Here is a 24353-nt window from a genome sequence, read left to right as displayed (position 1 = left end):
CCTCGTCAACCGGTGTTCGTATCGTAGCGCCTCGGGCAATCCCGCAGGCTCGCGGTCAATGTTGCAAAACCCTGCACAACCGCAGATTTGCGTCATCGTACCGGCGATTATGAAGATTGCTTGACACCACCTCGCACTGTCCGGCGAATTGCGCCCCCGGCAACCACTGCTGCAATGCCTCTGCTCCGCTCGCGACATTACTTTCCAGCAGTGCGTAAATGGGGCCTTGGTGGCTATGCAGGCGCTCGCGCACGAGTGCGTTCAACCGGTAATTCCCGGCGTGCTGGTTGAACGATGTCAATCCGATGAACTGGCTGGATTCCGCATTGCCGATGAACGGAATGATGTAAGCCAATGGCTGACCGATCAGCAACACCGTGCTTCCCGGCTCGACGGCTGGCGCACGCACGTTAAATACGGTGTCGGCATAGTCGGCGCGCCCCCAGCTGGGGTAATGACTGCAGTAGACCGACATGAGAAAGATACCGGCCATGCACCATGCAAGCCACGACCGTGACGACCGACCTTTGCCGGCAACGGCGAGCAGGGCCTGTATCGCCAGCAACAGCAACAAGCCCGTCAAGGCTTCAAGTGGGATCACATACCGCAGTATCGAGAACAGCCGCAGCCACGCCACATAGGCCAGCACGACGAATACCGCCAACAGGCGTAAGGCACGTCCGCCGGCCGCGGCTTGCTTGCGACGAAACCATGCAGAGGCAGCCAATACGGCCAGCGCGGCCATCGCCAATGCGTAGCGCGGATCGGCAAATCTTGTTTCGGTGACCAGCCACTGGTTCTTGAACACCCAGTAGCACGGATAAAACAGCCATTGCCCAGCTGTTTTCGGCAGGAAACGAATATCGGTACCACTGACGGGCGGCAGCCAAGCCGAATGGAAAACCTGGTTGAACATCGGAAACACGGGGTTTCCGGTCAGGCTCCACAGCTTCACGCCCCACCAGCCATAGACGGCAAGAAATCCACCCGACGCCGCGGCCACGAACAGCAGACACAGCCGCCATGTCCCCGCACGGCCCACGCAAGCCACCAGCAAGGCGCACGCCAGGGCTGGCGAATAGACGATGGCCGTGGGCTTCAATCCCGCCGCCAAGCCGCATAGCAGGCCAGCCAGCAAGACCCGTTGGGCCGCCCGCTCGACCGGATCTTCGGCACATAGCGGCAGTAGCAGGTAGACGGCCAGCAATACCAGCATGGCCAACGGCATCTCGTTGGAACTCAGTCCGACCTGCGATACGGTCATGGTGCCCGTGGCGCCGATCAGCACTGCGAACAAGTCGCCCGCGCCGAAGGCTCTCCCCTGCAAATCCGCCAACCGCATTGCGATCCGCAGCAACACGAACACCATGCCGCCGTACCACAGCCCTTGCAGGGCGGCCAACAGTCGCGGCAGGTGCGCAAGAGGCCCCATGCCAAGCAGGTAATACGGCAGATCCAGCAGCGGATTGAAATAGCTCTGGAGCCCGGCCGCAGCCAGATCGATCGTGAGTCGCCCGTGCAGCAGGGCCCAGACGTTGTAGAGGTGGTAATTCCGCAGGTCCCAGCTCGCATCCTGCCTCAGGAGCAAGGCTCCAATTGCTCCGAACAGCAGACAGGCAGACAAGGCATGGCGGTCGACGGCGCTGCGCAGATCCGGCATCCGCATCAGCGCGCCCCCTGCGTCGACCCGCATCCCGGCGCGGGTTGGCCGAGATAAGCCAAGTGCTTCTGCTCGCGTCGCCCCAGGGTCACTGTGTCGAGCACCAACCCGCAGACCAGGAACACCCCGCCAAGCAACGTCAGCGACGCGCACAGGATCGCCGTCGGGAAGCGCGGCACCAGACCAGTTGACAGATAGGTGGCCAACAACGGCCACGCCAGCACAGCTGCCAGCAGCAGGCACGCCGCGCAAGCCAGCGAAAAAAAGGCCAGTGGCTTGCCGTTCTTGGCCAATCTCAGGATGGCCAGAAGGATGCGCCAGCCATCACGCCACGTGTTCAGCTTGCTGTGCGAACCTTCGGGACGCGCAAAATAGCGGCTGGGTACTTCCGCCACCGGCATGCACAGCTCCAGCGCGTGCACCGCCAGCTCGGTCTCGATCTCGAAACCCTGCGCATGGACGGGAAACGACTTCACGTAACGGCGCGACATCACTCGATAACCCGACAGCATGTCGGTGAAACTGCGTCCGAAGATCCGTCCTGCCAAACCGGTCAACATGCGGTTGCCGAACCGGTGGCCCGGGCGATATGCCAGATGCTGCTCGGTCACGCGGCTGCCCACCACGAGATCAAGGTGCTCGTCCAACAGGCGCTGGATCATTGCGGGTGCATCGCTGGCGTCGTAGGTGGCGTCGCCGTCCGCCATCACATAGATATCCGCGTCCACATCGGCAAACATCCGCCGCACGACGTTGCCCTTCCCTTGCAGCCTTTCTTGTCGAACCTCGGCGCCGGCTGCACGGGCCACCGATGCTGTGTCGTCGGTCGAATTGTTGTCGTACACGACGATGCGGGCCTGCGGCAGGCTTTCGGCGAAATCCCGCACCACTTTGCCGATAGCCACCGCCTCGTTGAAGCACGGAACCAACACCGCTACACGCTGCATCCCGCTGGCTGGCATCGGGTTCCCTCGCTCTCTGCTTGGCAAGCCCGGATTCTAACAAGCACCTGTGACGGATCGGACCGGAATCCAACCGGCTTTCGTTTGCTCGTATACGAAAACGCCCCGCAGTTGCGGGGCGTTTCCGGAGACTCGCGATGCGAAGCGCGGCTATATCAGCCCTCGCCCTCCGCCACCGCCTTCATGGACAGGCGGATACGGCCCTGCTTGTCCACTTCCAGCACCTTGACCTTGACGATGTCGCCTTCCTTGAGCTTGTCGGAAACCTTCTCGACGCGCTCGTTGGAAATCTGCGACACGTGCACCAGGCCGTCCTTGCCCGGCATGATGGTGACGAATGCGCCGAAGTCCATCAGCTTGGCGACCTTGCCTTCGTAGATGCGGCCCGGCTCGACGTCGGAGACGATCTGCTCGATGCGCTTCTTCGCCGCTTCGCCCGCGTCGCGGTTGACCGAGGCGATGATCACGGTGCCGTCGTCGTTGATGTCGATCGTGGCGCCGGTCTCCTCGGTGATCGAGCGGATGGTGGCGCCGCCCTTGCCGATGACCTCGCGGATCTTGTCCGGGTGGATCTTGATGGTGATCAGGCGCGGCGCGTACTCGCTCATCTCGGTGCGCGCGGTGCTGAGCGCCTTGGCCATCTCGCCGAGGATGTGCAGGCGGCCACGCTGGGCCTGGGCCAGCGCCACCTTCATGATCTCCTCGGTGATGCCGTCGATCTTGATGTCCATCTGCAGGGCGCTGATGCCCTCGGACGAACCGGCCACCTTGAAGTCCATGTCGCCGAGGTGGTCCTCGTCGCCCAGGATGTCGGACAGCACGACAAAGTCGTTGCCTTCCTTCACCAGGCCCATCGCGATGCCGGCCACCGGCGCCTTCAGCGGCACGCCCGCGTCCATCATCGCCAGCGAGGAACCACACACCGACGCCATCGACGAGGAGCCGTTCGACTCGGTGATTTCCGACACCACGCGCAGCACGTAGGGGAACTCTTCCATCGACGGCTTGACCGCCTGCACGCCGCGCTTGGCGAGGCGGCCGTGGCCGATTTCGCGACGCTTCGGCGCGCCGAAGCGGCCAGCTTCGCCCACCGAGAACGGCGGGAAGTTGTAATGGAACAGGAACGGATCCTTCGACTCGCCGGCCGGTGCGTCGATGATCTGCGCGTCACGCGTGGTGCCGAGGGTGACCACCACCAGCGCCTGCGTCTCGCCGCGGGTGAACAGCGCCGAGCCGTGGGTGCGCGGCAGCACGCCCACGCGGGCGGTGATCGCGCGGATGTCGTCGAGTTGTCGGCCGTCGATGCGCTGCTTGGTCTTCAGCACGCCGCTGCGCAGGGTGTTGTATTCGATCTCGGCAAACGCGTTGTTGATCTCGAGGTCGGACCAGCCGTGCGAAGCGGCGCTCACGGCGATGCCAGCCTTGATGTCGCTCTTCAGCGCACTGATCGCGTCGCGGCGCTCCAGCTTGTCGCGGATCGCGAAGGCCTTGACCAGACGATCGCCGAGGATGCTCTCGATGGCCGAGAACAGCGCATCGTTGCGTGCCGGCGCTTCCCACTTGAACGGCTTGCGGCCAGCCTCGGCCACGAAGGCGTTGATCGCTTCGACGGCGACCTGCATCTGCTGGTGGCCGAACACCACCGCGCCGAGCATCACCTCTTCGGAAAGCAGCTCGGCCTCGGATTCCACCATCAGCACCGCACCGGCGGTACCGGCGACAACCAGGTCAAGCTTCGAGCCGGCCAGCTCGGAGGCATCGGGGTTAAGCAGGTACTGGCCGTTGGCGTAACCGACGCGGGCGGCGCCGATTGGGCCCTTGAACGGGATGCCGGCGAGGGTCAGCGCGGCGGAGGCGCCAAGCAGCGCCGGGATGTCGCCATCGACCTCGGGATTCAGCGAAACGACCTGCGCGATGACCTGCACTTCGTTCTTGAACTCTTCCGGGAACAGCGGGCGCACCGGACGATCGATCAGGCGCGAGGTCAGCGTCTCCTTCTCGGTCGGACGGCCTTCACGCTTGAAGAAGCCGCCCGGGATACGGCCGGCCGAGTAGAACTTCTCGACGTAGTCGACGGTGAGCGGGAAGAAGTCCTGGCCTTCCTTCGCCTTGGCCGCGGCCACGGCGGTGACCAGCACCACGGTGCCGCCCATGCTGACCATGACCGCGCCGGACGCCTGGCGGGCGATTTCGCCCGTCTCCAGCGTGACTTGGTGCTTACCGTACTGGAATGACTTGGTTACTTTCGCCACGATGATTTCCTGCCTTTTTGAAGAGTACGGCCATGGATGGCCGCCTCTTGATCTTTGCGTTCACGGGCGAACGCAGAACCCTTGGAGAGTGCGGCCATGGATGGCCGCCCTTTTGACTTTCGCGTTCAGGACGAACGCAAAAGTTACCTCCGGAGGCCGAGGCGCTCGATCAGGCTCTGGTAACGGGCCAGATCGCGATCCTTCAGGTAGGCGAGCAGGCTCTTGCGGCGGTTCACCAGCTTCAGCAGGCCGCGGCGCGAGTGGTGATCCTGCTTGTGCGACTTGAAGTGCTCGGTGAGGTGCTCGATGCGGGCGGACAGCAGCGCCACCTGCACTTCGGTGGAGCCGGTGTCGTTCGGCACGCGGCCGAAGTCAGCGATGATCTTGCCGGTCTGTTCTGCGTTGAGCGACATGGTGATACCTGTTTCCTTGAAAAGACGATGCGAAGCTTGCGTTTGCGTCATCGGCGATGACACAAACGCAAGCTTCGACTATGGATGAAAGTGTCGGAATAACTTGTTTATTCTAACGGCTGCGCGGGCTTGGCAACAAGGGATGCCCTGATCAAATCCGCGCAGGCGTCACCGGTTCTGCCCATTCGCAGGCCGCAGGATCATCGACAAAGGCAGGCTGGTGGTCGGTCGAGGCGATGGGCCGAAGGCATGCGGACGGGCAGAATCAGCCCCAACGTATTGAAATTCAGAGCGACGGGGTGATGTCCAGAAGGCCCGCTGCATGGATTTGATCAGGGCATCCCTGGGGCGACAGGACAGAAACGGACGAATTCACGGCGGCGGCAGGTTGAAACCGCGCAGGATGCGGCTGCGTCCGTCCACATCCAGCTCCAGCAGCGCCAGCAAGGCACCGTCGCTGGCAAACGCTGCGTGCGGTCCACGGGCCCCGGCCACCACGATGGGCTGGCCGCGGGCGATGGCCTGGCTCTGTGCCTCGTCCAGTTGCAGCTTCGGCCAATCGTCCAGCCCTGCCTCTACCGGCAACAGCCAGGCCAACAAGGCCTCGTCGCCTTGCGCCGCGGCCTCCTCCAGCGCGGTCAGCGTGACCATGCGTGGCTCGCGGAACGGCTCCACCCACAGCCGGCGCAAGGCGGTGAGGTGAGCACCGCAACCCAGCGCCTCGCCCAGGTCCACGGCCAGTGAACGCACATAGGTGCCCGAACCGCACTCCACTTCGAACACCAGGGTGTCGGCGGTATGGGACAACAGTTCAAGCCGATGGACTTCGACCTCCCGCGGCGGCGCCTGCACCGCTTCGCCGCGGCGCGCCTTGAGGTACAACCGCTCGCCACCCTGCTTGAGTGCCGAATACGCTGGGGGCACCTGCACGATGCGGCCCCGCAGCGGTGCCAGCGCAGCCTCGATGGCGACATCGTCCAGCGCAGGCACCGGCCGTTCGCGCAACACCTCGCCCTCGCGGTCGGCGGTTGCCGTGGTGACACCCAGCCGGCATTCGGCCCGGTAAGCCTTGCGCGCGCCAAGCAGGTTGCCGGCCAGTTTGGTGGCCTCGCCGAAGCACAGCGGCAACAGGCCCGTGGCCATCGGATCGAGCGCGCCGGTATGGCCGCCCTTGGCGGCGCGGAACAGGCGGCGCACCGATTGCAGGATCTGGCTGGAGCTGATGCCTTCAGGCTTGTCGAGCAGCACGATACCGTGCAGATCGCGCCAGGCGATGCGGGGGAGCTTGCGGTCGCGGTGCATGAAGCCCGAATTACGTCTCGTCATCCGACGGCGCGGCATCGCCCGCATCGCGCAGCAGCGCATCGATGCGTTCGCCCTTGTCCACCGAGTCGTCGTATTTGAAGCGCAGTTCCGGCACGCGCCGCAGCCGCATGCTGCGCGACAGCGCGCGCCTGAATTCGCCGGCCAGCGTGTTCAGCGCCTTCACCGCCGCGGCCGATTGCTCGGGCAGCAGCGCGGTCACCCACACCGAGGCGAAGTCGAGATCGCGGCTCACCTCCACGTCCGACACACTGCACGACGGCAACCCATGGTCGCGCACCGCGGCATGCACCAGCATGCCCAGTTCGCGGCGCAGTTCGGCACCTACGCGGTCGGTACGTTTGAAGTCGCGGGAAGGCATGATTGGTTGGGTATCTTGTTGGGAAAAGCAATAAAGCCAAAGCGCGTTACTGATGCCGAGAAAATGCCATCCAGCACTTTCCTGGCTCGGCGCGCCGGGCATACGCCTGTCGCACCTCCGCCGAAGCCGCGACTAACGCCGCTGCTTCTCGTACGGCCATCCATGGCCGCGTTCTGCCTTGCAACACCTTTCGGGCGTTACAGGGTACGAGCCACCTCGATGCGCTCGAAGCACTCGATCTGGTCGCCGACCTTGACGTCGTTGTACTGCTTCACGGCGATACCGCACTCCATGCCGTTGCGCACCTCGTCGACGAGGTCCTTGAAGCGGCGCAGCGATTCCAGCTCGCCCTCGAACACCACGGTGTTGTCGCGCAGCACACGGATCGGCTTGTTCCGCTTGACCACGCCCTCGACCACCATGCAGCCGGCCACCGCACCGAACTTGGAGCTGCGGAACACGTCGCGCACCTGGGCGATACCGATGATCTCCTCGCGCACTTCCACGCCCAGCAGGCCGGAAGCCGCCTGCTTCACCTGGTCGATCACGTCGTAGATGATCGAGAAGTAGCGGACGTCCAGGCCCGCGGTGTCGACCACCTTGCGCGCCGAAGCGTCGGCACGCACGTTGAAGCCGATCACCAGCGCCTTGGAAGCCGCCGCCAGGGTGGCATCGGACTCGGTGATGCCACCGACGCCGGCGGAAATCACGTTGACCTTGACGTTCTCGTTGCCGATGGCGCTGAGCGATTCGCGCAGCGCCTCGACCGAACCCTGCACGTCGGCCTTGACCAGGATGTTGAGCGTCTGTTGGCCGGCACCCTGGCCCATCTGCGCCATGATGTCCTCGAGGCGGTTGGCCTTGCTGACCATGCGCGTCTCGCGGCGCTTGAGCTGGCGCTCGGCGGCCACCTGCTTGGCCAGCTTCTCGTCGGCCACCACCACGAAGTCGTCGCCCGCTTCCGGCACGCCGGAGAGGCCCAGCACCTGCACGGGGATCGAGGGACCGGCTTCCTGCACGGTCTTGCCGGTTTCGTCGATCAGCGCGCGCATGCGACCGTATTCGATGCCGCAGACCACGAAGTCGCCGCGCTTCAGCGTGCCCTGCTGCACCAGCACCGTGGCCACCGGGCCGCGGCCCTTGTCCAGGCTGGACTCGATCACCACGCCCGAGGCGGCGCCATCGACCACCGCGGTGAGTTCCATCACTTCGGCCTGTACCGAGATCGCGTCGAGCAGGGCATCGATGCCCATGCCGGTCTTGGCCGACACCGGCACGAACGGCGTATCGCCGCCCCACTCTTCCGGGATCACTTCCAGGTTGCCAAGGCCCTGCTTGACGTGGTCGGGATTGGCGTCGGTCTTGTCCATCTTGTTGAGCGCCACGATCAGCGGCACCTTGGCGGCCTTCGCATGCTTCACGGCTTCGGCCGTCTGCGGCATCACGCCGTCGTCGGCGGCCACCACCAGCACCACGATGTCGGTGGACTGCGCGCCGCGGGCACGCATCGCGGTGAACGCCGCGTGGCCCGGGGTGTCGAGGAAGGTAATCACGCCCTTCGGCGTTTCCACGTGGTAGGCACCGATGTGCTGGGTGATGCCGCCGGCTTCGCCCGAAGCCACCTTGGTGCGGCGGATGTAATCCAGCAGCGAGGTCTTGCCGTGGTCGACGTGGCCCATGATGGTGACCACCGGCGGCCGCGGCTGCTTCTCGCCTTCCAGCTCCACGCTCTGCGTATGCGCGGCCAGTGCGGCCTCGGCGTTGCTGGCGTTGGACTCGATCACCTTGTGGCCGAGTTCCTCCACCACCAGCATCGCGGTATCACGGTCGATGGTCTGGTTGATGGTAGCCATCACGCCCATCTTGAACAGGGCCTTGACCACCTCGGAACCCTTGACCGCCATCTTCTGCGCCAGTTCGGCGACCACGTTGGCGTCGCCCACCACCACCTCGCGCACGACAGCGGCGGTGGGACGGGTGAAGCCATGCGCACCGGCTGCCGGCGCGCCGCCGCGCACGGCCTCGCGCACGGCGCCCTTGGCCGGCTTGCCGCGCTTGCCGCTGGAGCGGCGGGCGCGGTCGGCGTCGCTCAGGTGCATCTCGCCAGCGGCGAAACGTTTGCCACCGGCGACGTCGTCGCGATCGCGGCCGCCATGGCGGGCCTTGCCGCGTGCGTCGGCCGCCGCCGCCGCAGGTGCGGCGGCGCGCGCAGGCGCAGCCGCCGGGGCGGGCGCAGGTGCCGGCTTGACCAGCTTCTCGCGCTTGCGCGGTTCGTGCACCTGCGGAACGATCATGCCCAGGCCGCGCGTGTCGAGGCGCTGCACCACGGGTTGCGCTTCTTCGGCGGCCTCGCCGACAACTACGGGTTCAGCCGACTCCGGGGCCGGTTCGGCGACGTCCTCTGGCTCCTTCGCGGCCGCGGCCTCAGCTTCCGCCGCGGCCTGGCGGCGACGCTCCTCGGCTTCCTCCTGCTCGCGACGCTGCTCCTCCAGCGCACGCTCTTGCGCTTCCTGCTTGCGCTGCTCGGCCTCGCGGCGGCCTTGTTCTTCCTGCGCACGCTGCTCGCGGGATTCGGCCAGCTTGCGCACTGCATCTTCGCGCTCGGGCTCGACGCTCGCCTCTTCGGCGATCACGCTGCGCTTGACGTAGGTGCGCTTGGCGCGCACTTCGACGGACACGGTCTTGGCCGTGGGTGCCGCACCGCGGCCGCCCGGCGTGGAGACCTTCAGCTCGCCGACCGTACGACGCTTCAGCGTGACCTGGCGCGGCGCGCTGTCGGCAGCCTCCGCATCCAGCTCGCTCTTGCCGTGGGCGCGGCGCAGGAAGCCGAGCAGCTTCACCTTTTCGGTGCTGCTGACCACCTGCTCCGGATCGGAGAAATTCATGCCTGCCTCGGCAAGCTGGTTGAGCAGCTTGTCCACCGGCTTGCCCACCAGCTGGGCGAGTTGTTTGATCGTGATGTCCGACATCGTGTTGTTTCTCCGCCTTTCCCGCGCTTGTCGTCCGTGCGGCCTACGCCGCGCGAACACCGCCGTCCATGGTGGAAGGCCTTCGCCTTCCTCGGCGCGCCCGTCCAGGGCGCGGCCGTTCGCGGTTAGCCGCCCTTCTCCAATTGCTCGATCATCGGCGCACGCGCCGCCATGATCATCGCGGCGGCCCGCTCTTCGGTCATGCCTTCGATGTCGATCAGGTCGTCCACCGCCTGGTCAGCAAGGTCGTCCAACGTGGCCACGCCCCGCGCAGCCAGCGCATAAGCCGTCTCTTCGTCCATGCCCTTGAGCGCCAGCAGCTCTTCGCTGGGCTGATGCTCGTCGAGGTTCTCTTCGACGGCCAGCGCCTCGGTGAGCAGCGCATCGCGGGCACGGGCCCGCAGTTCCTCGACGATGTCCTCGTCGAAGCCTTCCACCGCCAGCAGCTCGGCGCTGGGCACGTAGGCGATTTCCTCGACGCTGGAGAAGCCTTCCTGCACGAGGATGTTGGCGATCTCCTGGTCCACTTCGAGCTTTTCCATGAACAGGTTGCGGGCAGCCTCCTGCTCGGCCTCGCTCTTGGCGGCGACCTGGTCCTGCGTCATCACGTTGAGCTGCCAGCCGGTGAGCTTGCTGGCGAGGCGCACGTTCTGGCCGCCGCGACCGATGGCCTGCGAAAGCTTGTCCTCCGCCACGGCGATGTCCATCGAGTGCTTGTCCTCATCCATGATGATGGACTGCACTTCGGCGGGCGCCATCGCATTGATGACGTACTGCGCCTGGTTCTCGTGCCACAGAATGATGTCCACGCGCTCGCCATTGAGGTCGTTGGACACCGCCTGCACACGCGAGCCGCGCATGCCGATGCACGCGCCGATAGGATCGGTGCGGTTGTCGTGCGCCAGCACGGCGATCTTGGCGCGGTCGCCCGGATCGCGCGCGCAACCCTTGATCTCGACCAGGCCCTGGCCGACTTCCGGCACCTCGAGCTTGAACAGCTCGATCATGAATTCCGGTGCGGCGCGCGACACGAACAGCTGCGGCCCGCGCACTTCAGACTTCACTTCGTACAGGTAGCCGCGCACGCGGTCGCCCACGCGCACCGACTCGCGCGGAATGGTCTTGTCGCGCGGGATGAAAGCCTCGGCATTGCCGCCGAGATCGAGGTAGATGTTGCCGCGCTCGACACGCTTGACGATGCCCGTGAGCAGCTCGCCCACGCGGTCCTTGTAGGCGTCCACCACCTGCTGGCGCTCGGCTTCGCGCACGCGCTGCACGATCACCTGCTTGGCGGCCTGCGCGGCGATGCGGCCGAATTCGGCGTTCTCGATCTGCGTCTCGACATACTCGCCCACCTGGGCATCGGCGCGCTCGTCCACCGCGTCCATCAGTCGCAGCTGGTAGAACGGCGACTCCATCTCGCCGTCGTCGGCGATGACTTCCCAGCGACGGAAAGTTTCGTACTCGCCGGTGTCATGGTTGATGGAAACACGGATGTCCGGCTCTTCCTCGGGGTAGCGCTTCTTGGCGGCCGAGGCCAGCGCGGCCTCCATCGCTTCGAAAATCACTTCGCGCGGCACGCCCTTCTCGTTGGCAACCGCGTCGACCACCAGCAAAAGTTCTTTGCTCATTGCTGCAACTCCATGGACGCCCCGACGGCGACCGGTAATTTTTGCATTCGTCCCGTGAATGCGAAGGTCAAAAAGCAGCCGCCCTTGGCTGCACTATTCAGTATTTCTACACTCATCCATGATCGCAAAGATCAAGAAGCGACTGTCCATGGTCGCACTTTTCAGCATTTTTGCGTCCATCCGCGATCGCGAAGATCAAGAGCAACCACCCACGACTGATCTCTTCAAGGGAGCTTCAATCAAGCTTTTTCTTGCTGGGACCCTTGCCAGGCTTGGGCTTGGGCGCATAGCCCAGCTCCACCCAGTCCGGCACCACGCGGGCACTTTCCACCTGCGCGTGCTCGAAGGCGAAGACCCTGCCTTCGGCTTCCAGCGAAATACGTTCGCCTTCCACCGACAGCAGCTTGCCGCGCAAGCGGCGACGGCCTTCCAGCGGCGCGCGCAACAACAACTTCACTTCCTGGCCGACTACGCGCGCAAACTGCGCAGCGGTGAACAGCGGGCGGTCGAGGCCAGGGGAAGAAACTTCCAGAACATAATGGCCGGGAATCGGATCTTCAACGTCCAGCATGGCGGAAAGCTCGCGGCTGGCCGCTTCGCAATCCTCGATGCCCACCTCGCGGCGCTCGCCATCGGCGCCGGCGGCACCTTCGGGAATATCCAGATAAACGCGCAGGGTGCTCTGCCCCTGGGATGGCGAAAACTCCACGCCGATGCACTCCAGGCCGAGGTCGGCCAGGATCGTGCTGAAGCGTTGTGCAAGTGCATTCGTATCCATCATGCGTTTCCAAATCGCAAAAACAAAAAATGGGCTCGACGGCCCATTCCCTGCTCCTTGCCGGAGCGTCCTCGCCGATGTACCGACTCCAGGCGGCTCATCCGGCGCCTGCCGCGACAAAACCGCAGCAAGCGCGACGCCATCCTGGCGCCCAACAAAAAAGCCTCACGAGGAGGCTTTCTTGCTCTAAGAAAGATCTGGTAGCGGGGGCAGGATTCGAACCTGCGACCTTCGGGTTATGAGCCCGACGAGCTGCCAGACTGCTCCACCCCGCATCAGAGTCCGGAGAGTGTAACGATGCTTGCCTATATTCGCAAGCCGCATTCACGCGCTGGCTCCGAAGCCCCCTCCCCCGAGAGCAGCCGGGGGATGAACTTGCCCGTTTGCCGTCACTTCGGCAGCACTCCTAAATATCTGCGCAGCGCATCGGGCTTGCTGCCGTAACATGCCGCATAGGAGACGCCGCGATGGATCGACTGCCTCTTTTGCGCGGCATCGGGCGTACTCGATTCCGCGCGAAGTCGATGGGGCAACACGCAGGCCGGATCGAAGGACGTCTGCAGCGTTTCAGAAGTCGCCGTAGACCACGACGATTTCTTCCAGGGCGCAAACACGTCGACCCACAGCACGACAGCAGCGCATCATCGAATCAGATCGGCGCGCTTGCGCCGGCAGCGCGACATGAGTGCGACGCCTGATCGCGGCGCGCGAGGTTCCGCGCGGGCACGCGCTCTTTACTTCCCGCCAAGCCCTGGTCGAGCTAGCGCACGATCGGCATCAACTGTTTCAGCCCGGTGTGGCGGATCAGATTCATGGACCGTCCCCTCCGGATTTCTCATCGCATCGCCTTTCGTAAAATGTAAAATAATCATACTTATCATGATAACGTAGAGCTCCTCTGAAGCAGCTTTTTCCGGTCCAACGGAAGACGGTTCCGAACCGTGGCAAGCGCCACGCGCAGACAGGAACTCGTGCTAGCGAGGGGTACAACATGAAGTTGATTGTCCGCGTCACCCTGGCTCTATGCGCGTCCTTGGTGTGGCCATCGCATCGTGCCGCGGCAGCAGACGGCACGAGGTCGTTCCAGTTGGACGACCTGCGCAAATTGACCCGTCTGAGCGAACCGCAGATCTCGCCAGATGGCCAGCGCATCGCGGTGATAGCGTCCACTCCGGATTGGGCATCAGACCAACGACGCCAGCAAATCGATCTGGTCGATACGGCTAGCGGCGCAGTACGTGTACTGACTTGGCAGCGCAAACAACTGTCCATGCCGCGCTGGTCGCCCGACGGGAGCCAACTCGCCTTCCTCGCCAAAGATGCCGAGACCAAACAAGCGCAGATTTTCGTGTTGCCGATGGATGGCGGCGATGCTTCGCGCATCACCACAGCTGCCGGGGGCGTAGACGGCTATGGCTGGAGTCCGGACGGCCGGCAGATCGCGTTCGTTAGCGAAGACGAACCGGCCAAACCGGCGAGCGGCAAACCGCAGGGCGATGCCTTTCGCGTCGGAGACAACGACTTCTTGGCGCGATCGGCGCGCGCGCCTTGGCAATTGTGGGTGGTGTCGAGCCAGGGCGGCGAGGCGAGGCGACTCACACAGGGCGACGGCAGCCTATTCACCGAGCAGCAGGACCATGCGCCCGAGCCGGTCTGGACTCGCGACGGGCGCCGCATAGTCTTTACCCGCTTCCCGAACGCATACTGGGGCAGCTCGTTCAAGTCGGTGGTTGCGAGCGTCGCCGTCGAAGGCGGCCAGCCCGAGCTACTGGCGCCGGAGGAAGGCAGCATGGATCCGGCTTACGCGCCCGGTGACGATGCATTTGCCTACCTGCGGCCGCGGCAAGGCGACCGGAACAATGGCAACGCGGTCTATGTCGCCATCGACGGCAAGGTCAACGACGCGACGCAGAAGTTGGCTCGGCATATCGAAGCCTATGCATGGCTGCCCGGCGGCCACGCCTTGTTGCTGGAGGGCGACGACGGCACGCGGACATCGCTGTGGGAGCAACCACTGGCGCATCCGGCGAAGAAGCTCGATCTCGGCGATACGCTCGTCCACCCACCGTTGTCGGTGTCGCAGCACGGCGCGATCGCTTACGTGGGCAGCACTGCCACACACCCTGATGAGCTTTATGTGATGGATTCGACGACCGCCAGGCCGCGTCGGCTCACCGACGTCAATGCCTTCATCGACAGCTTGACCCTCGGGCGCAGCGAATCCGTGGCATGGACAGGTCCCGACGGGTTCCCCGAAGACGGCGTGCTTACCTATCCCGTGGGTTATGCGGCAGGGAAAAAATATCCGCTGGCCTTGGTCATCCACGGCGGCCCGCAAAGTGCCTCCAACGTGGCGTTCTCCCCGCTGCCGCAATTGCTGGCGGCACGAGGGATTGCCGTGTTTCAACCGAATTACCGTGGCAGCAGCAATCTTGGCGACGCCTACCAGCACGCGATCTTCCGCGACACAGCAACTGGCCCGGGCAACGATGTCATGGCCGGGCTCGCGGCCGTGGAAAAACTGGGACTGGTCGACGAGCAGCACGTAGCCGTCAGCGGCTGGTCCTATGGCGGTTTCATGACCGCCTGGCTCACGAGCCACTATGGGGTCTGGAAGGCGGCGGTGACGGGCGCACCGCTCACCGACTGGGTGATGGACTACACCGTGTCCTATTACCAGCAGGGCGACGACTTCTACTTCGGTGGCTCACCGTGGACGGCCCAGTCCTGGGATATCTGGCGCGAGCAATCGCCGATCGCCTATGTCCGGAACGTCACCGCACCCACCCTGATCCTGGGCGACGTGGGCGACCCGGACGTGCCCCTGGTCAACAGCTACGAGTGGTACCACGGCCTGCGCGACAACGGCGTACCGGTGGAGTTCTATGCCTACCCGGCCGACACGCACTTCCCTCACGACATCGTGCGGACCACCGACGTGTATCGGCGTTGGGTGGACTGGCTGGTGCGGTATCTGGAGTGAGCCATGCACCGCCCGATGGCGAGTCAGACATCGCCATTCGCAACCCGCTGCGTGGCACGTCATTCAAGAACGGAACGACACATCGGCGGCGGCGAAATCGAGCCGGGTGACGTGCTGGCCTGCGCGGAGCGCCCGCCGAATGGAAACCAGCCCTCCCGTGCATGGCAACGGAGGAGCCGACAGTCCGGTCAGAAGTCGTACGACACGTAGAAACGGACCATGCGCGGTGGCGTCGTGCCTTGAACCAATCCATAGCCCGGATTGGGCGTCGTTGTCGTGCCGTATTGGTTTATCAGCTGGATCGGCGTCTGCTTGTTGAACACGTTGAACACGGCGAGATTGAAGTTCCACTTGTGCTGCAACCATCCCGGGCTGTAATTCGCGTTGAGGTCGAGCGTGTGGATCCACGGCATCGAGCCCAGCGAACCCGGCGATGATGGCTGGCCGTCGCACCAGTGGTAGGCGCTGCCATAGTCGACGGGATCCGACTGGCTGGGGCCGTAGTAGCCGAGGCAGACCTTGGGCGTGCCGGATGCAATGTACAGATTGCCGCCGACCCGCCAGTCCGGGTTGATCTGGTAGAAGCCGTAGGCTTTCAGCGTGTTGGTGCGATTGTTGGGTTGCGGGCCATACGAATATTCCATCAACTGCCAATGATCCCACTGCGGCGTCAGGGCGACCGATTTGCCGCCACCGCCGCCACTCAGGCCGGCGTAGGAATCCACCGGCCCCTCCGTGTTGCCCCAGGAGCGCGACCAGGTGTAGGTGATGCTGCCGTACCACGTGCCGTCGAAGGGGTGCTCCAGCGCAAGGTTGACCGCGTAATAGCGGCGCTCGACGCTGCGCGGGAAGCCCTGATCCTGCGGCGTGATCACCACCTTGTGCAGATTGCCGTTGCCGTCGGAGATCAGGAGATCGTTGATCTGGGTTGGATTGATCAGCACGAAGCCCGGCGCGACGTTGCTGCAACTGGAAAGCTTCTGATCCAGTGTCGTGCCCGCGTACTGCAACCCCTGCGCGACCGCTGCCCGGCACATGGCGGCGGTGTCGTCCCAGTCATCGATGATGTCCGGGCCCATGTCCTGGTATACGCCATTGGCGCTGAACACATACTTCGAGCCCAGCATGTTGAATTCCTGCTTCATGCCCAGCACGAAGTTGTCGGAATACTCGGCCTTGATGTTGGTCGCCGCAGCAGCCGCCGCATCCACCGGCTGGCCGTAGGCGTTGAAGGAGGACACGCCCGCGTTGTCGCCGCGGCCGCCGTTGTTGTACGGGAGCAATTTCAAGCCTGTCGGCTCGCCGGTGGTCGGGTCGATGCCGGAATAGGTGTAGTAAACCGAAGCTTGGTTCGCCGTCGCCGTGGCGTTCCAGGAAACCGCCGCCGGCAGCGCGAGGTAGTAGCGGCCCGCATTGCCGTATATCTGCAAGCTCGCATCGCCATGCACGTCCCAACTGAAGCCGAGGCGTGGCGCCCATTGCGGCTTGGTCAGCCGCGCGAAGGGCTGCCCGTCAGCGGCGTGGTTGACGAACTGGTCGTTGCGTAAGCCCAGGTCCAACAGCAGGCGCGGGGTGACCTGCCAGTTGTCCTCGATGTACTGCGCCTGCTGGGTCAGCCGCGTCGACGCCACCAGCTGGTTGTAGCTCTTCATTACATAGTAGCCGCCCGGGTTGCCGCCGTACGAATCCGGCGCGCCAACGTAGGGCGGCAGGTTGGGGTCGGTGCCGACGATGGGCGTGTTTGCATCACCCTGCCCGTATGTCCATCCATAACCCGGCCCGGTGTTGACCGAACCCTCGTCGTGGTCCCAGGTCTGCAGGTTGTCGATGCCGGCGCGCAGGTCGTGGTCGCCCAACTTGTATTCCAGGTCGATGCGGTAGTTCATCTCCATCGAAGTGTGCGATGGATCGGAGAGCGACCCTTCGGTCTGGGTATTGGATATCGGCCCGTTGGGTATGAAAGCCGGATTCTCCAGCGAGGCACTGCCGATGTTGGGCAAGGCCGGGTTGTATCCCGGGTACTGCTCCTCGATCGTCTGGTACTCGGCGCGGGTCTTGCCGAACATCGCATGCAGCGTGAGGTCGTCGGTGATATAGGAGGTGTAGTTGGCCACCCACATGTCGTAGCTGGTCTTGGTGGCGAACGGCCTGGAAAGGAGGCTGCCACTCTGCAGCATGTCGTAGTTGAAGTTGTAATCGGTTGACCAGACCTTGTTGGAGTTCTGCAAGGCCGACAAGGTCAGTACGTTGCCCTCGTTAATGTTCCAGTTGATCTTGGCATACACCTTCGGCTGGTGTTCGGTGGTTTGCGCGGTATAGGGGAGACCTTCACTCATCGCGCTGGTCGTCGCGCTGGTGGTGTCGTCCCGTTCCAGGCCCAGGAAGAACGTCAGCTTGTCCTTGATAAGCGGGCCGCTCACGTACGCGTCGTAGATGTTCTCTTCCGACCGGTTGCCTGCCCTGTAGGTGTTCAGGTTTCCCATCGTTTCCGCCGGATTGGCGGTATAACGCGGATTGTCCCAGTAGTAGTTCCTGGAATCGGCCGTCAACTGGCCCGGTGCCCATTCGGCCTTGAAACCGAAATGCCACTCGTTGGTGCCGGGCTTGCCGATTTCGTTGATCACGCCGCCGATCGTGCGGCCGTACTGGGCGCCATAACCGCTCGTCATGGTCTGCTGCTGGTCGATGGCGCCATACGGTAGCGGCACGCCGCCCTGCCCGGTTATCGCATCGGTCGTATTCATGCCGTCGATGAAATACGCGTTTTCCGCCACCGATGAGCCGCCGAACGCCAGTAGCGGATTGCCCAGTTGCCCGTTTCCCAGCGACGGCGCCCCCATCGACACGCCGGGCGCCAGCATGGCGATGGCTTCGGCAGTGTTTCCCAGCGGAAGACGGGCGAGCTGGGCGGAGGTGATCGTGGTCACCTGGTTGGTGGTCGTGACGTCGATCGCCGGAACGGCGCTGGCAGTGACGACGACACCACTCAATGCTTTCGGGTTGTCCGCTGTACCGCCGGTGCTGCTGAAGCTGACGGTCGCCGTGCCCGATGCCGCCGGACTGACGTTTGCGCGGGATTGCACCGGCTTGCCATCTCGCAACAGGGTGACGGTGTAGTTGCCGGTCGGCAGGATCATCGAGTACTCGCCCGACGAACCCACCGCGACGGTGCGGTCGAATCCAGCCGTGCTGGTGATACGAACGCTCTCGTTCGGAGCCACCGGCACCGTGCCGCGGATGGTGCCGGTGACCGACTGCGCCAGCACAGCTTCGGCACAAACGAGGCAGAAACAACCGCCGATCGCCAGAACCAGCGTCTTGCGCGGCAGCGCAAGGCAACGCGATCGATTACCCGATGCATGCTTCATGACTTCACCCTCCCCGGTGGCAGTCTGGCTGCCTTTACCTGTGCGGCTTACATCAATCTACATTCCAGTTGCGATATTTTAGATTATTTTAATACAAATACGATGATCAGTCGGTGATGTCAAGCCACGGAATCGCGCCGACGGCGAAGGCCGTCGCGATGAGGCATATGATCTTGATGGTGCCCCCACAGGCCTGTCCGGAGCGTCATGCGAACCATATCGTAGCCCGGCGGCAAACCGAGGGACTTATTCCCCGATGGGGATTCGCTACGTGGGTTCTCGACCAATAGCCTGCCGGGGCGCACGCTTTTTATCGCGCAAGGCAAAGCCGGCAAATGCGGTTTCGAAGCAATCCGTTCGCTGGATCGGCGAACACAAAACATGCGGGCACATCGCTTGTCACAGGGAGCGTGAGCGTCTCAATGCGGCACAACGGACGATCAGATTGCCCCGACGCTGACGACCAACGGCTTGCCTTCAGGTACTCACGGGCGCGCTGACGAACGATCCAGCCACTTCGGCGAGTCCGGCAGATGTCCGCACACGCCTCGGTGAAGCCGTCATTTGCGTGACGGGTTCACAAGTGCCGATCCATGGCCCCCCGAGCGTTCGAACATTTACAAACGCTCAGCCCAGGCCGAACGAGTGACGGCACCAGCCCAGCAACGGACCCCAGTACACGCCCAGCACCAGCAATGCCAGTGCATTGATCGACAGCACCACGCGCAACGAGGCGTCAGCCTGCGGCTGATCGGCGCCGCCCTCTTCCGGCTTGTCGAAGTACATCACCTTCACCACGTGCAGGTAGTAGTACAGGCCGATGATGGCGAACACCGCGCCGACGATGGCCAGCCACAGCATGTGCGCGTCGATCGCCGCCTGCAGCACCAGGTACTTCGCGTAGAAGCCGAACAGCGGCGGCACGCCAGCCAGCGAGAACAGCGCCAATGCCATCAGCGCGGCAAACCACGGCGAACGCTGGTTCAGGCCCTTGAGGTCGGAGATCTCCTCGCATTCGAAGCCCGCGCGTGCCAGTGCCAGGATCACGCCGAACGACACCGTGCTCATCAGCGCGTAGCTGATCGCGTAGAACATCGCGGAGGAATAGCCTTCCGGCCCCGCATTGACCAGGCCCATCAGCAGGTAGCCCATGTGCGAGATGGTCGAATAGGCCAGCATGCGCTTGAGGTTGCTCTGCACGATGGCGACCAGATTGCCGATGGCCATCGACAGCACCGCCACTGCGGCCAGCATCGGCTGCCAGTGCTGCGACAGGCCGCCCAACCCCGTCTCCAGCAGGCGCCACGCCATGCCGAACGCGGCCAGCTTTGAGGTGGAGGCGATGAAGGTGGTGACCGGGGTGGAAGCGCCCTGGTACACGTCCGGGATCCACATGTGGAACGGCGCCGCACCCAGCTTGAAGGCGATGCCCACCAGCATGAAGATCAGGCCGAACACCAGCAGGTTCGGCATCGCGCTCTGCGTCGCCACGGTGTGCAACTGGGCCAGGTCCAGCGAGCCGGTGGCGCCGTACACCATCGACATGCCGTACAGCAGCATGCCCGAGGACAGCGCACCCAGCACGAAGTACTTGATCGCAGCCTCGGACGACAGCGACGAATCGCGGTTCAGCGCCACCAGCGCGTAGGACGACAGCGTCAGCAGCTCCAGCCCAAGGTAGATCATGATCAGGTTGCCGGCCGATACCAGCAGCATCACGCCGATCACCGCGAAGATCATCAGCGTGTAGAACTCGCCGATGAACTGCTTGCGCTCGCGCAGGTAGGGACGCGCGTAGACCAGCACCAGCACGGTGCACAGCAGCGCGAACACCTTGAGGATTTCCGAAACCTGGTCGCGTATGAACATGCCACCGAAGGCGGTCACGGTGACGTCGGGCTGGCCGGCCACCACGAAGTAGGCAGCCGCCAACAGCACCACGATGGAAATCCAGTGCAGCCAGTGACGCTGCTCGGGCTTCATGAAGGCATCCAGCAGCAGCAGCAAGCACGCCACCGTCACCAGATAGAACTCGGGCAACAGGACCAGGATGTCGTTGAGGGTAATCATGTTCTATCCCGATCAGATCTTGTGGATGGCCAACTGCTGCACCACCTGCGTCACCGAGCTGTCCATCAGGTGGATCAGCGGTTCCGGCCAGATGCCCAGCGCCACGGTCAGCGCGGCGAAGGCAAGCAGCACGAAGGTCTCGCGTCCATTGATGTCCTTCATCTCGGCCACATGCGGGTTGTGGATCTCGCCCCACAGCACGCGCTTGACCAGCCACAGCGTGTACGCCGCGCCGATGATGAGGGTGAACGCTGCGAAGAAGGCGATCCACGGATTGGCCTTGAAGCTGGCCAGTATCACCATGAACTCGCCCACGAAACCGCTGGTGCCCGGCAAGCCGCAGTTCGCCATCGCGAACAGCACGTAGAAGAAGCCGAACCAGGGCATCACGTTGATGAGGCCGCCGTAGTCCTTGATCTGACGGGTGTGCAGGCGGTCGTACATCACGCCGATGCAGGTAAACATCGCGCCGGAGACGAAGCCGTGCGAGATCATCTGCACCATCGCGCCCTGCATGCCGAGGCGTGCCGTGTCGACGTCGCCGAGCCCGCGTGCCAGCAGGAAGGCGATGAAGATGCCCAGCGTGACGAAGCCCATGTGCGCCACGGACGAATACGCCACCAGCTTCTTCATGTCCTCCTGCACCAGCGCCACGTAGCCGATGTAGACCACCGCCACCAGGCTGAGCGCGATCACCAGCCATGCGTAGTGCTCGCCCGCATCCGGCACGATCGGCAGGATGAAGCGCAGCATTCCGTAGGTGCCCACCTTCAGCATCACCGCCGCCAGCACCACCGAGCCGCCGGTCGGCGCCTCCACGTGGGCGTCCGGCAGCCAGGTATGTACCGGCACCATCGGCACCTTGATCGCGAACGCGAGCAGGAAGGCGAAGAAGATCCACATCTGCTCGGTGAAGGTCAGCGGCAGCGCCGCCAGCGTGTGCAGATCGAACGTGCCGGCCCGGTGGTACAGGTACAGCAGCGCGATCAGCATGAAGACCGAGCCGAGGAAGGTATAGATGAAGAACTTCAGCGTGGCGTACACGCGGCGCGGACCGCCCCAGACACCGATGAGGATGAACATCGGAATCAGCATCGCCTCGAAGAACACGTAGAACAGCAAGGCGTCGGTGGCGCAGAACACGCCGATCATCACGCCCTCGAGCGCGAGCATCGCGGCCATGTACTGGTGCGGCTTGTTCTGGATCACTTCCCATGCGCCGACCACCACGAGGATGCCGACGAAGGTGGTGAGCAGGATCAGCGCCACCGAGATGCCGTCCACGGCCAGGCCGTAGTGCACGTTCAGCGAGGCGATCCACAGGTGGCTCTCGACCAGTTGCATGCCGCCCTGCGCCGCGTCGTACTGCGGCAGCAGGAACAGGCTCGCCACGAAGGTGAGCACCATGAACAGCAACGCGAGCCAGCGCGCCAGGTTGGGCCGTGCGGAACCGGCCAGCAGCACCGGCACCGCGCCGACGATGGGCAGCCAGATCAGAAGGCTGAGCAAGTGAGTGAACATGTTAGCTTGCTTCCCTTATTGCGCAGCCGGCATGGAACCGAACAGCCAGTACCCGCCGAGCAGCAGGATCAGGCCGAGGATCATCGCGAAGGCGTACTGGTAGAGGTAACCCGACTGCAACCGGCGCATGCCGGCAGCCACGCGGTGCGTCAGGGCGGTGGTGCCGTCGACCATCACACCGTCGATCACCGCGGCATCGCCCGCCTTCCAGAACAGGCGGCCGAGCTTCTGGCCGCCCTTGGCGAACACGGCGAAGTACAGGTCGTCGATCCAGTACTTGCGGTCGAGTACCGTCCACAGCGGATGCAGCGCAGCCTTGATGCGACCGGCCAGCGCGGGGTTGAACAGGTAGATGTAGGTCTGGATCACGAAGGCCAGCAGCACCAGGCCGAACGGACCGCTGGCAAAGCCTTCCAAGCCCTTGTGCAGCGCTCCGGGGAACTCGCGGGCCATCTCGCCGAGCACGTTGTTCGCCTCGTCCACGTGGATGGCCGAACCGAACCAGCCGCCGAACAGCATCGGCCCGGCGGTGAAGAAACCGACCAGCAGCGACGGGATCGCCAGCAGGATCAGCGGCAGCGTCACCACCCACGGCGACTCGTGCGGCGCGTGCGCCAGCTCGCCCGGCTTGTGGTGGCCGTGATCGTCATGCTCGTCGTGATGGCCATGGCCGTGATGCGCCACCACGGTGAAGCGCTCCTTGCCATGGAAGGTCAGGTACATCTGGCGGAAGGTGTACAGCGCGGTGACGAAGGCACCGGCCATCACGCAGACATAGGCGTAACCCGAACCCCAGCGATGCGACTCGCCGACCGCCTCGATGATCGCGTCCTTCGAGTAGAAGCCCGAGGTGAACGGGATCGCCACCAGCGCCAGCGAACCGATCCACATGGTGATCCAGGTGATCGGCATGTACTTACGCAGGCCGCCCATGTAGCGCATGTCCTGCTCGTGGTGCATGGCAATGATCACCGAGCCCGCACCGAGGAACAGCAGCGCCTTGAAGAAGGCATGCGTCATCAGGTGGAACACCGCGCCGGCATAGGCCGACACGCCCAGCGCCACCGTCATGTAGCCCAGCTGCGACAGCGTGGAATACGCCACAACGCGCTTGATGTCGTTCTGCACGATGCCGATCAGGCCGGTGAACAGCGCGCCGGTGGCGCCGATCACCAGCACGAAGCTGAGCGCGGTCTGCGACAGTTCGAACAGCGGCGACATGCGCGCCACCATGAAGATGCCCGCGGTCACCATCGTCGCCGCGTGGATCAGCGCGGAGATCGGTGTCGGGCCTTCCATCGAGTCGGGCAGCCACACGTGCAGCGGCACCTGCGCCGACTTGCCCATCGCGCCGATGAACAGGCAGATACAGATCACCGTGGCCGCATCCCACTGCGTGTTCGCGGTGATCTGCAGGGTCTTGCCGGCCAGTTCGGGCGCCGCCGCGAACACGGTGTTGTAGTCCAGCGAGCCGAGGAAATACAGCACCGCCGAGATACCCAGCAGGAAGCCGAAGTCGCCCACGCGGTTGACCACGAAGGCCTTGAGGTTGGCGAAGATCGCGGTCGGCCGCTTGAACCAGAAGCCGATCAGCAGGTACGACACCAGGCCCACCGCCTCCCAGCCGAAGAACAGCTGCAGGAAGTTGTTGCTCATCACGAGCATCAACATCGAGAAGGTGAACAGCGAGATATAGCTGAAGAAGCGCTGGTAACCATCGTCATCCGCCATGTAGCCGATGGTGTAGACGTGCACCAGCAGCGACACGAAGGTGACCACCACCATCATCATCGCGGTGAGGCGGTCGACCATGAAGCCCACGCTGGCGCTGTACTTGCCGATCGCGAACCAGGTGTAGATGTCCTGGTTGTAGTTGGGCGCGCCGCCCCAGACCAACTGGTACAGCACGTAGAACGCGAGGCCGCAGGAAACCAGCAGGCCGAGGATGGTGACGCTGTGTGCACCGGCGCGGCCGATCTGCTTGCCGAGGAAGCCGGCCAGCAGGCAGCCCACCAGCGGCGCCAGCGCGATCGTCAGCAGGATTGAAGTGGACAAAGGCATC

At 63.9% G+C, this 24353-nt stretch carries 15 protein-coding genes and 1 tRNA gene; 1 reads left to right on the top strand and 15 read right to left on the bottom strand.

The genetic code is table 11. From position 1 onward, the window contains the following. Nucleotides 1-55: 55 nt before the first annotated feature. From IHE49_RS04155 to IHE49_RS04105, 11 genes are all read right to left on the bottom strand, one after another. Nucleotides 56-1693, bottom strand: a complete 1638-nt coding sequence (locus IHE49_RS04155) for a hypothetical protein (RefSeq protein WP_192155132.1) — start codon at nucleotides 1691-1693, stop codon at nucleotides 56-58. Continuing rightward, a complete protein-coding gene (locus tag IHE49_RS04150; RefSeq protein ID WP_192155130.1) occupies nucleotides 1666-2622 on the bottom strand; it encodes a glycosyltransferase family 2 protein in 957 nt (318 codons plus the stop codon). The genes IHE49_RS04155 and IHE49_RS04150 overlap by 28 nt, the downstream gene beginning before the upstream one ends. 155 nt (nucleotides 2623-2777) lie before the next feature. Further along, entirely contained in the window at nucleotides 2778-4874 is a 2097-nt protein-coding gene (pnp, locus tag IHE49_RS04145) for a polyribonucleotide nucleotidyltransferase (protein ID WP_192155128.1), read from the bottom strand. Nucleotides 4875-5017: 143 nt separating this feature from the next. Next, nucleotides 5018-5287: a 30S ribosomal protein S15 gene (rpsO, locus tag IHE49_RS04140; protein ID WP_192106900.1), complete on the bottom strand. Its 270-nt coding sequence runs from the start codon at nucleotides 5285-5287 to the stop codon at nucleotides 5018-5020. Between the two features lie 372 nt (nucleotides 5288-5659). Further along, nucleotides 5660-6613: a tRNA pseudouridine(55) synthase TruB gene (gene truB / locus IHE49_RS04135; protein WP_225578127.1), complete on the bottom strand. Its 954-nt coding sequence runs from the start codon at nucleotides 6611-6613 to the stop codon at nucleotides 5660-5662. Then, nucleotides 6600-6971, bottom strand: a complete 372-nt coding sequence (gene rbfA, locus IHE49_RS04130) for a 30S ribosome-binding factor RbfA (protein WP_192155126.1) — start codon at nucleotides 6969-6971, stop codon at nucleotides 6600-6602. Before rbfA ends, truB begins: the two co-directional genes overlap by 14 nt. 197 nt (nucleotides 6972-7168) lie before the next feature. Continuing rightward, entirely contained in the window at nucleotides 7169-9940 is a 2772-nt protein-coding gene (gene infB / locus IHE49_RS04125) for a translation initiation factor IF-2 (protein ID WP_192155124.1), read from the bottom strand. A 125-nt stretch (nucleotides 9941-10065) separates the two neighbouring features. Next, entirely contained in the window at nucleotides 10066-11571 is a 1506-nt protein-coding gene (nusA, locus tag IHE49_RS04120; protein WP_192155122.1) for a transcription termination factor NusA, read from the bottom strand. Nucleotides 11572-11806: 235 nt separating this feature from the next. Continuing rightward, the gene (gene rimP / locus IHE49_RS04115) at nucleotides 11807-12349 is read right to left on the bottom strand and encodes a ribosome maturation factor RimP (RefSeq protein WP_192155120.1); all 543 of its coding nucleotides are present in this window, start codon (nucleotides 12347-12349) and stop codon (nucleotides 11807-11809) included. A 198-nt stretch (nucleotides 12350-12547) separates the two neighbouring features. Beyond that, nucleotides 12548-12624 (bottom strand) — tRNA-Met (locus tag IHE49_RS04110). A 114-nt stretch (nucleotides 12625-12738) separates the two neighbouring features. Then, nucleotides 12739-12978 (bottom strand): hypothetical protein, encoded by a 240-nt coding sequence (locus IHE49_RS04105; protein WP_192155118.1) that lies wholly within the window; start codon nucleotides 12976-12978, stop codon nucleotides 12739-12741. A 362-nt stretch (nucleotides 12979-13340) separates the two neighbouring features. On the opposite strand from IHE49_RS04105, the gene IHE49_RS04100 reads away from it, so the two are divergent. After that, nucleotides 13341-15332 (top strand): S9 family peptidase, encoded by a 1992-nt coding sequence (locus IHE49_RS04100; RefSeq protein ID WP_192155116.1) that lies wholly within the window; start codon nucleotides 13341-13343, stop codon nucleotides 15330-15332. A 188-nt stretch (nucleotides 15333-15520) separates the two neighbouring features. Here IHE49_RS04100 and IHE49_RS04095 read toward each other — a convergent pair whose 3' ends face one another. The 4 genes from IHE49_RS04095 to nuoL all read right to left on the bottom strand — a co-directional run bounded on the left by IHE49_RS04095 (nucleotide 15521) and on the right by nuoL (nucleotide 24352). After that, nucleotides 15521-18700 (bottom strand): TonB-dependent receptor, encoded by a 3180-nt coding sequence (locus IHE49_RS04095; protein ID WP_192155114.1) that lies wholly within the window; start codon nucleotides 18698-18700, stop codon nucleotides 15521-15523. A 627-nt stretch (nucleotides 18701-19327) separates the two neighbouring features. Then, nucleotides 19328-20770, bottom strand: a complete 1443-nt coding sequence (gene nuoN / locus IHE49_RS04090) for an NADH-quinone oxidoreductase subunit NuoN (RefSeq protein ID WP_192155113.1) — start codon at nucleotides 20768-20770, stop codon at nucleotides 19328-19330. Between the two features lie 12 nt (nucleotides 20771-20782). Next, the gene (locus IHE49_RS04085) at nucleotides 20783-22291 is read right to left on the bottom strand and encodes an NADH-quinone oxidoreductase subunit M (protein WP_192155111.1); all 1509 of its coding nucleotides are present in this window, start codon (nucleotides 22289-22291) and stop codon (nucleotides 20783-20785) included. Between the two features lie 15 nt (nucleotides 22292-22306). After that, on the bottom strand, nucleotides 22307-24352 hold the full coding sequence (gene nuoL, locus IHE49_RS04080; protein ID WP_192155109.1) for an NADH-quinone oxidoreductase subunit L: 2046 nt from the start codon (nucleotides 24350-24352) through the stop codon (nucleotides 22307-22309). Between the last annotated feature and the right edge of the window lies 1 nt (nucleotide 24353).

This window comes from Rhodanobacter sp. 7MK24, assembly GCF_014842995.1.
Taxonomy (GTDB): domain Bacteria; phylum Pseudomonadota; class Gammaproteobacteria; order Xanthomonadales; family Rhodanobacteraceae; genus Rhodanobacter_A.
Note: the sequence above shows the minus strand (reverse complement) of the source record. Positions and strands in the feature narration are given on the sequence as shown.

Coding starts and splice junctions, on each gene's coding strand:
- IHE49_RS04155 (WP_192155132.1), bottom strand. CDS start 1,693: ATGCGGGTCGACGCAGGGGGCGCGCTGATGCGGATGCCGGATCTGCGC.
- IHE49_RS04150 (WP_192155130.1), bottom strand. CDS start 2,622: ATGCCAGCCAGCGGGATGCAGCGTGTAGCGGTGTTGGTTCCGTGCTTC.
- rpsO (WP_192106900.1), bottom strand. CDS start 5,287: ATGTCGCTCAACGCAGAACAGACCGGCAAGATCATCGCTGACTTCGGC.
- truB (WP_225578127.1), bottom strand. CDS start 6,613: ATGACGAGACGTAATTCGGGCTTCATGCACCGCGACCGCAAGCTCCCC.
- rbfA (WP_192155126.1), bottom strand. CDS start 6,971: ATGCCTTCCCGCGACTTCAAACGTACCGACCGCGTAGGTGCCGAACTG.
- infB (WP_192155124.1), bottom strand. CDS start 9,940: ATGTCGGACATCACGATCAAACAACTCGCCCAGCTGGTGGGCAAGCCG.
- nusA (WP_192155122.1), bottom strand. CDS start 11,571: ATGAGCAAAGAACTTTTGCTGGTGGTCGACGCGGTTGCCAACGAGAAG.
- rimP (WP_192155120.1), bottom strand. CDS start 12,349: ATGGATACGAATGCACTTGCACAACGCTTCAGCACGATCCTGGCCGAC.
- IHE49_RS04100 (WP_192155116.1), top strand. CDS start 13,341: ATGAAGTTGATTGTCCGCGTCACCCTGGCTCTATGCGCGTCCTTGGTG.
- IHE49_RS04095 (WP_192155114.1), bottom strand. CDS start 18,700: ATGAAGCATGCATCGGGTAATCGATCGCGTTGCCTTGCGCTGCCGCGC.
- nuoN (WP_192155113.1), bottom strand. CDS start 20,770: ATGATTACCCTCAACGACATCCTGGTCCTGTTGCCCGAGTTCTATCTG.
- IHE49_RS04085 (WP_192155111.1), bottom strand. CDS start 22,291: ATGTTCACTCACTTGCTCAGCCTTCTGATCTGGCTGCCCATCGTCGGC.
- nuoL (WP_192155109.1), bottom strand. CDS start 24,352: ATGCCTTTGTCCACTTCAATCCTGCTGACGATCGCGCTGGCGCCGCTG.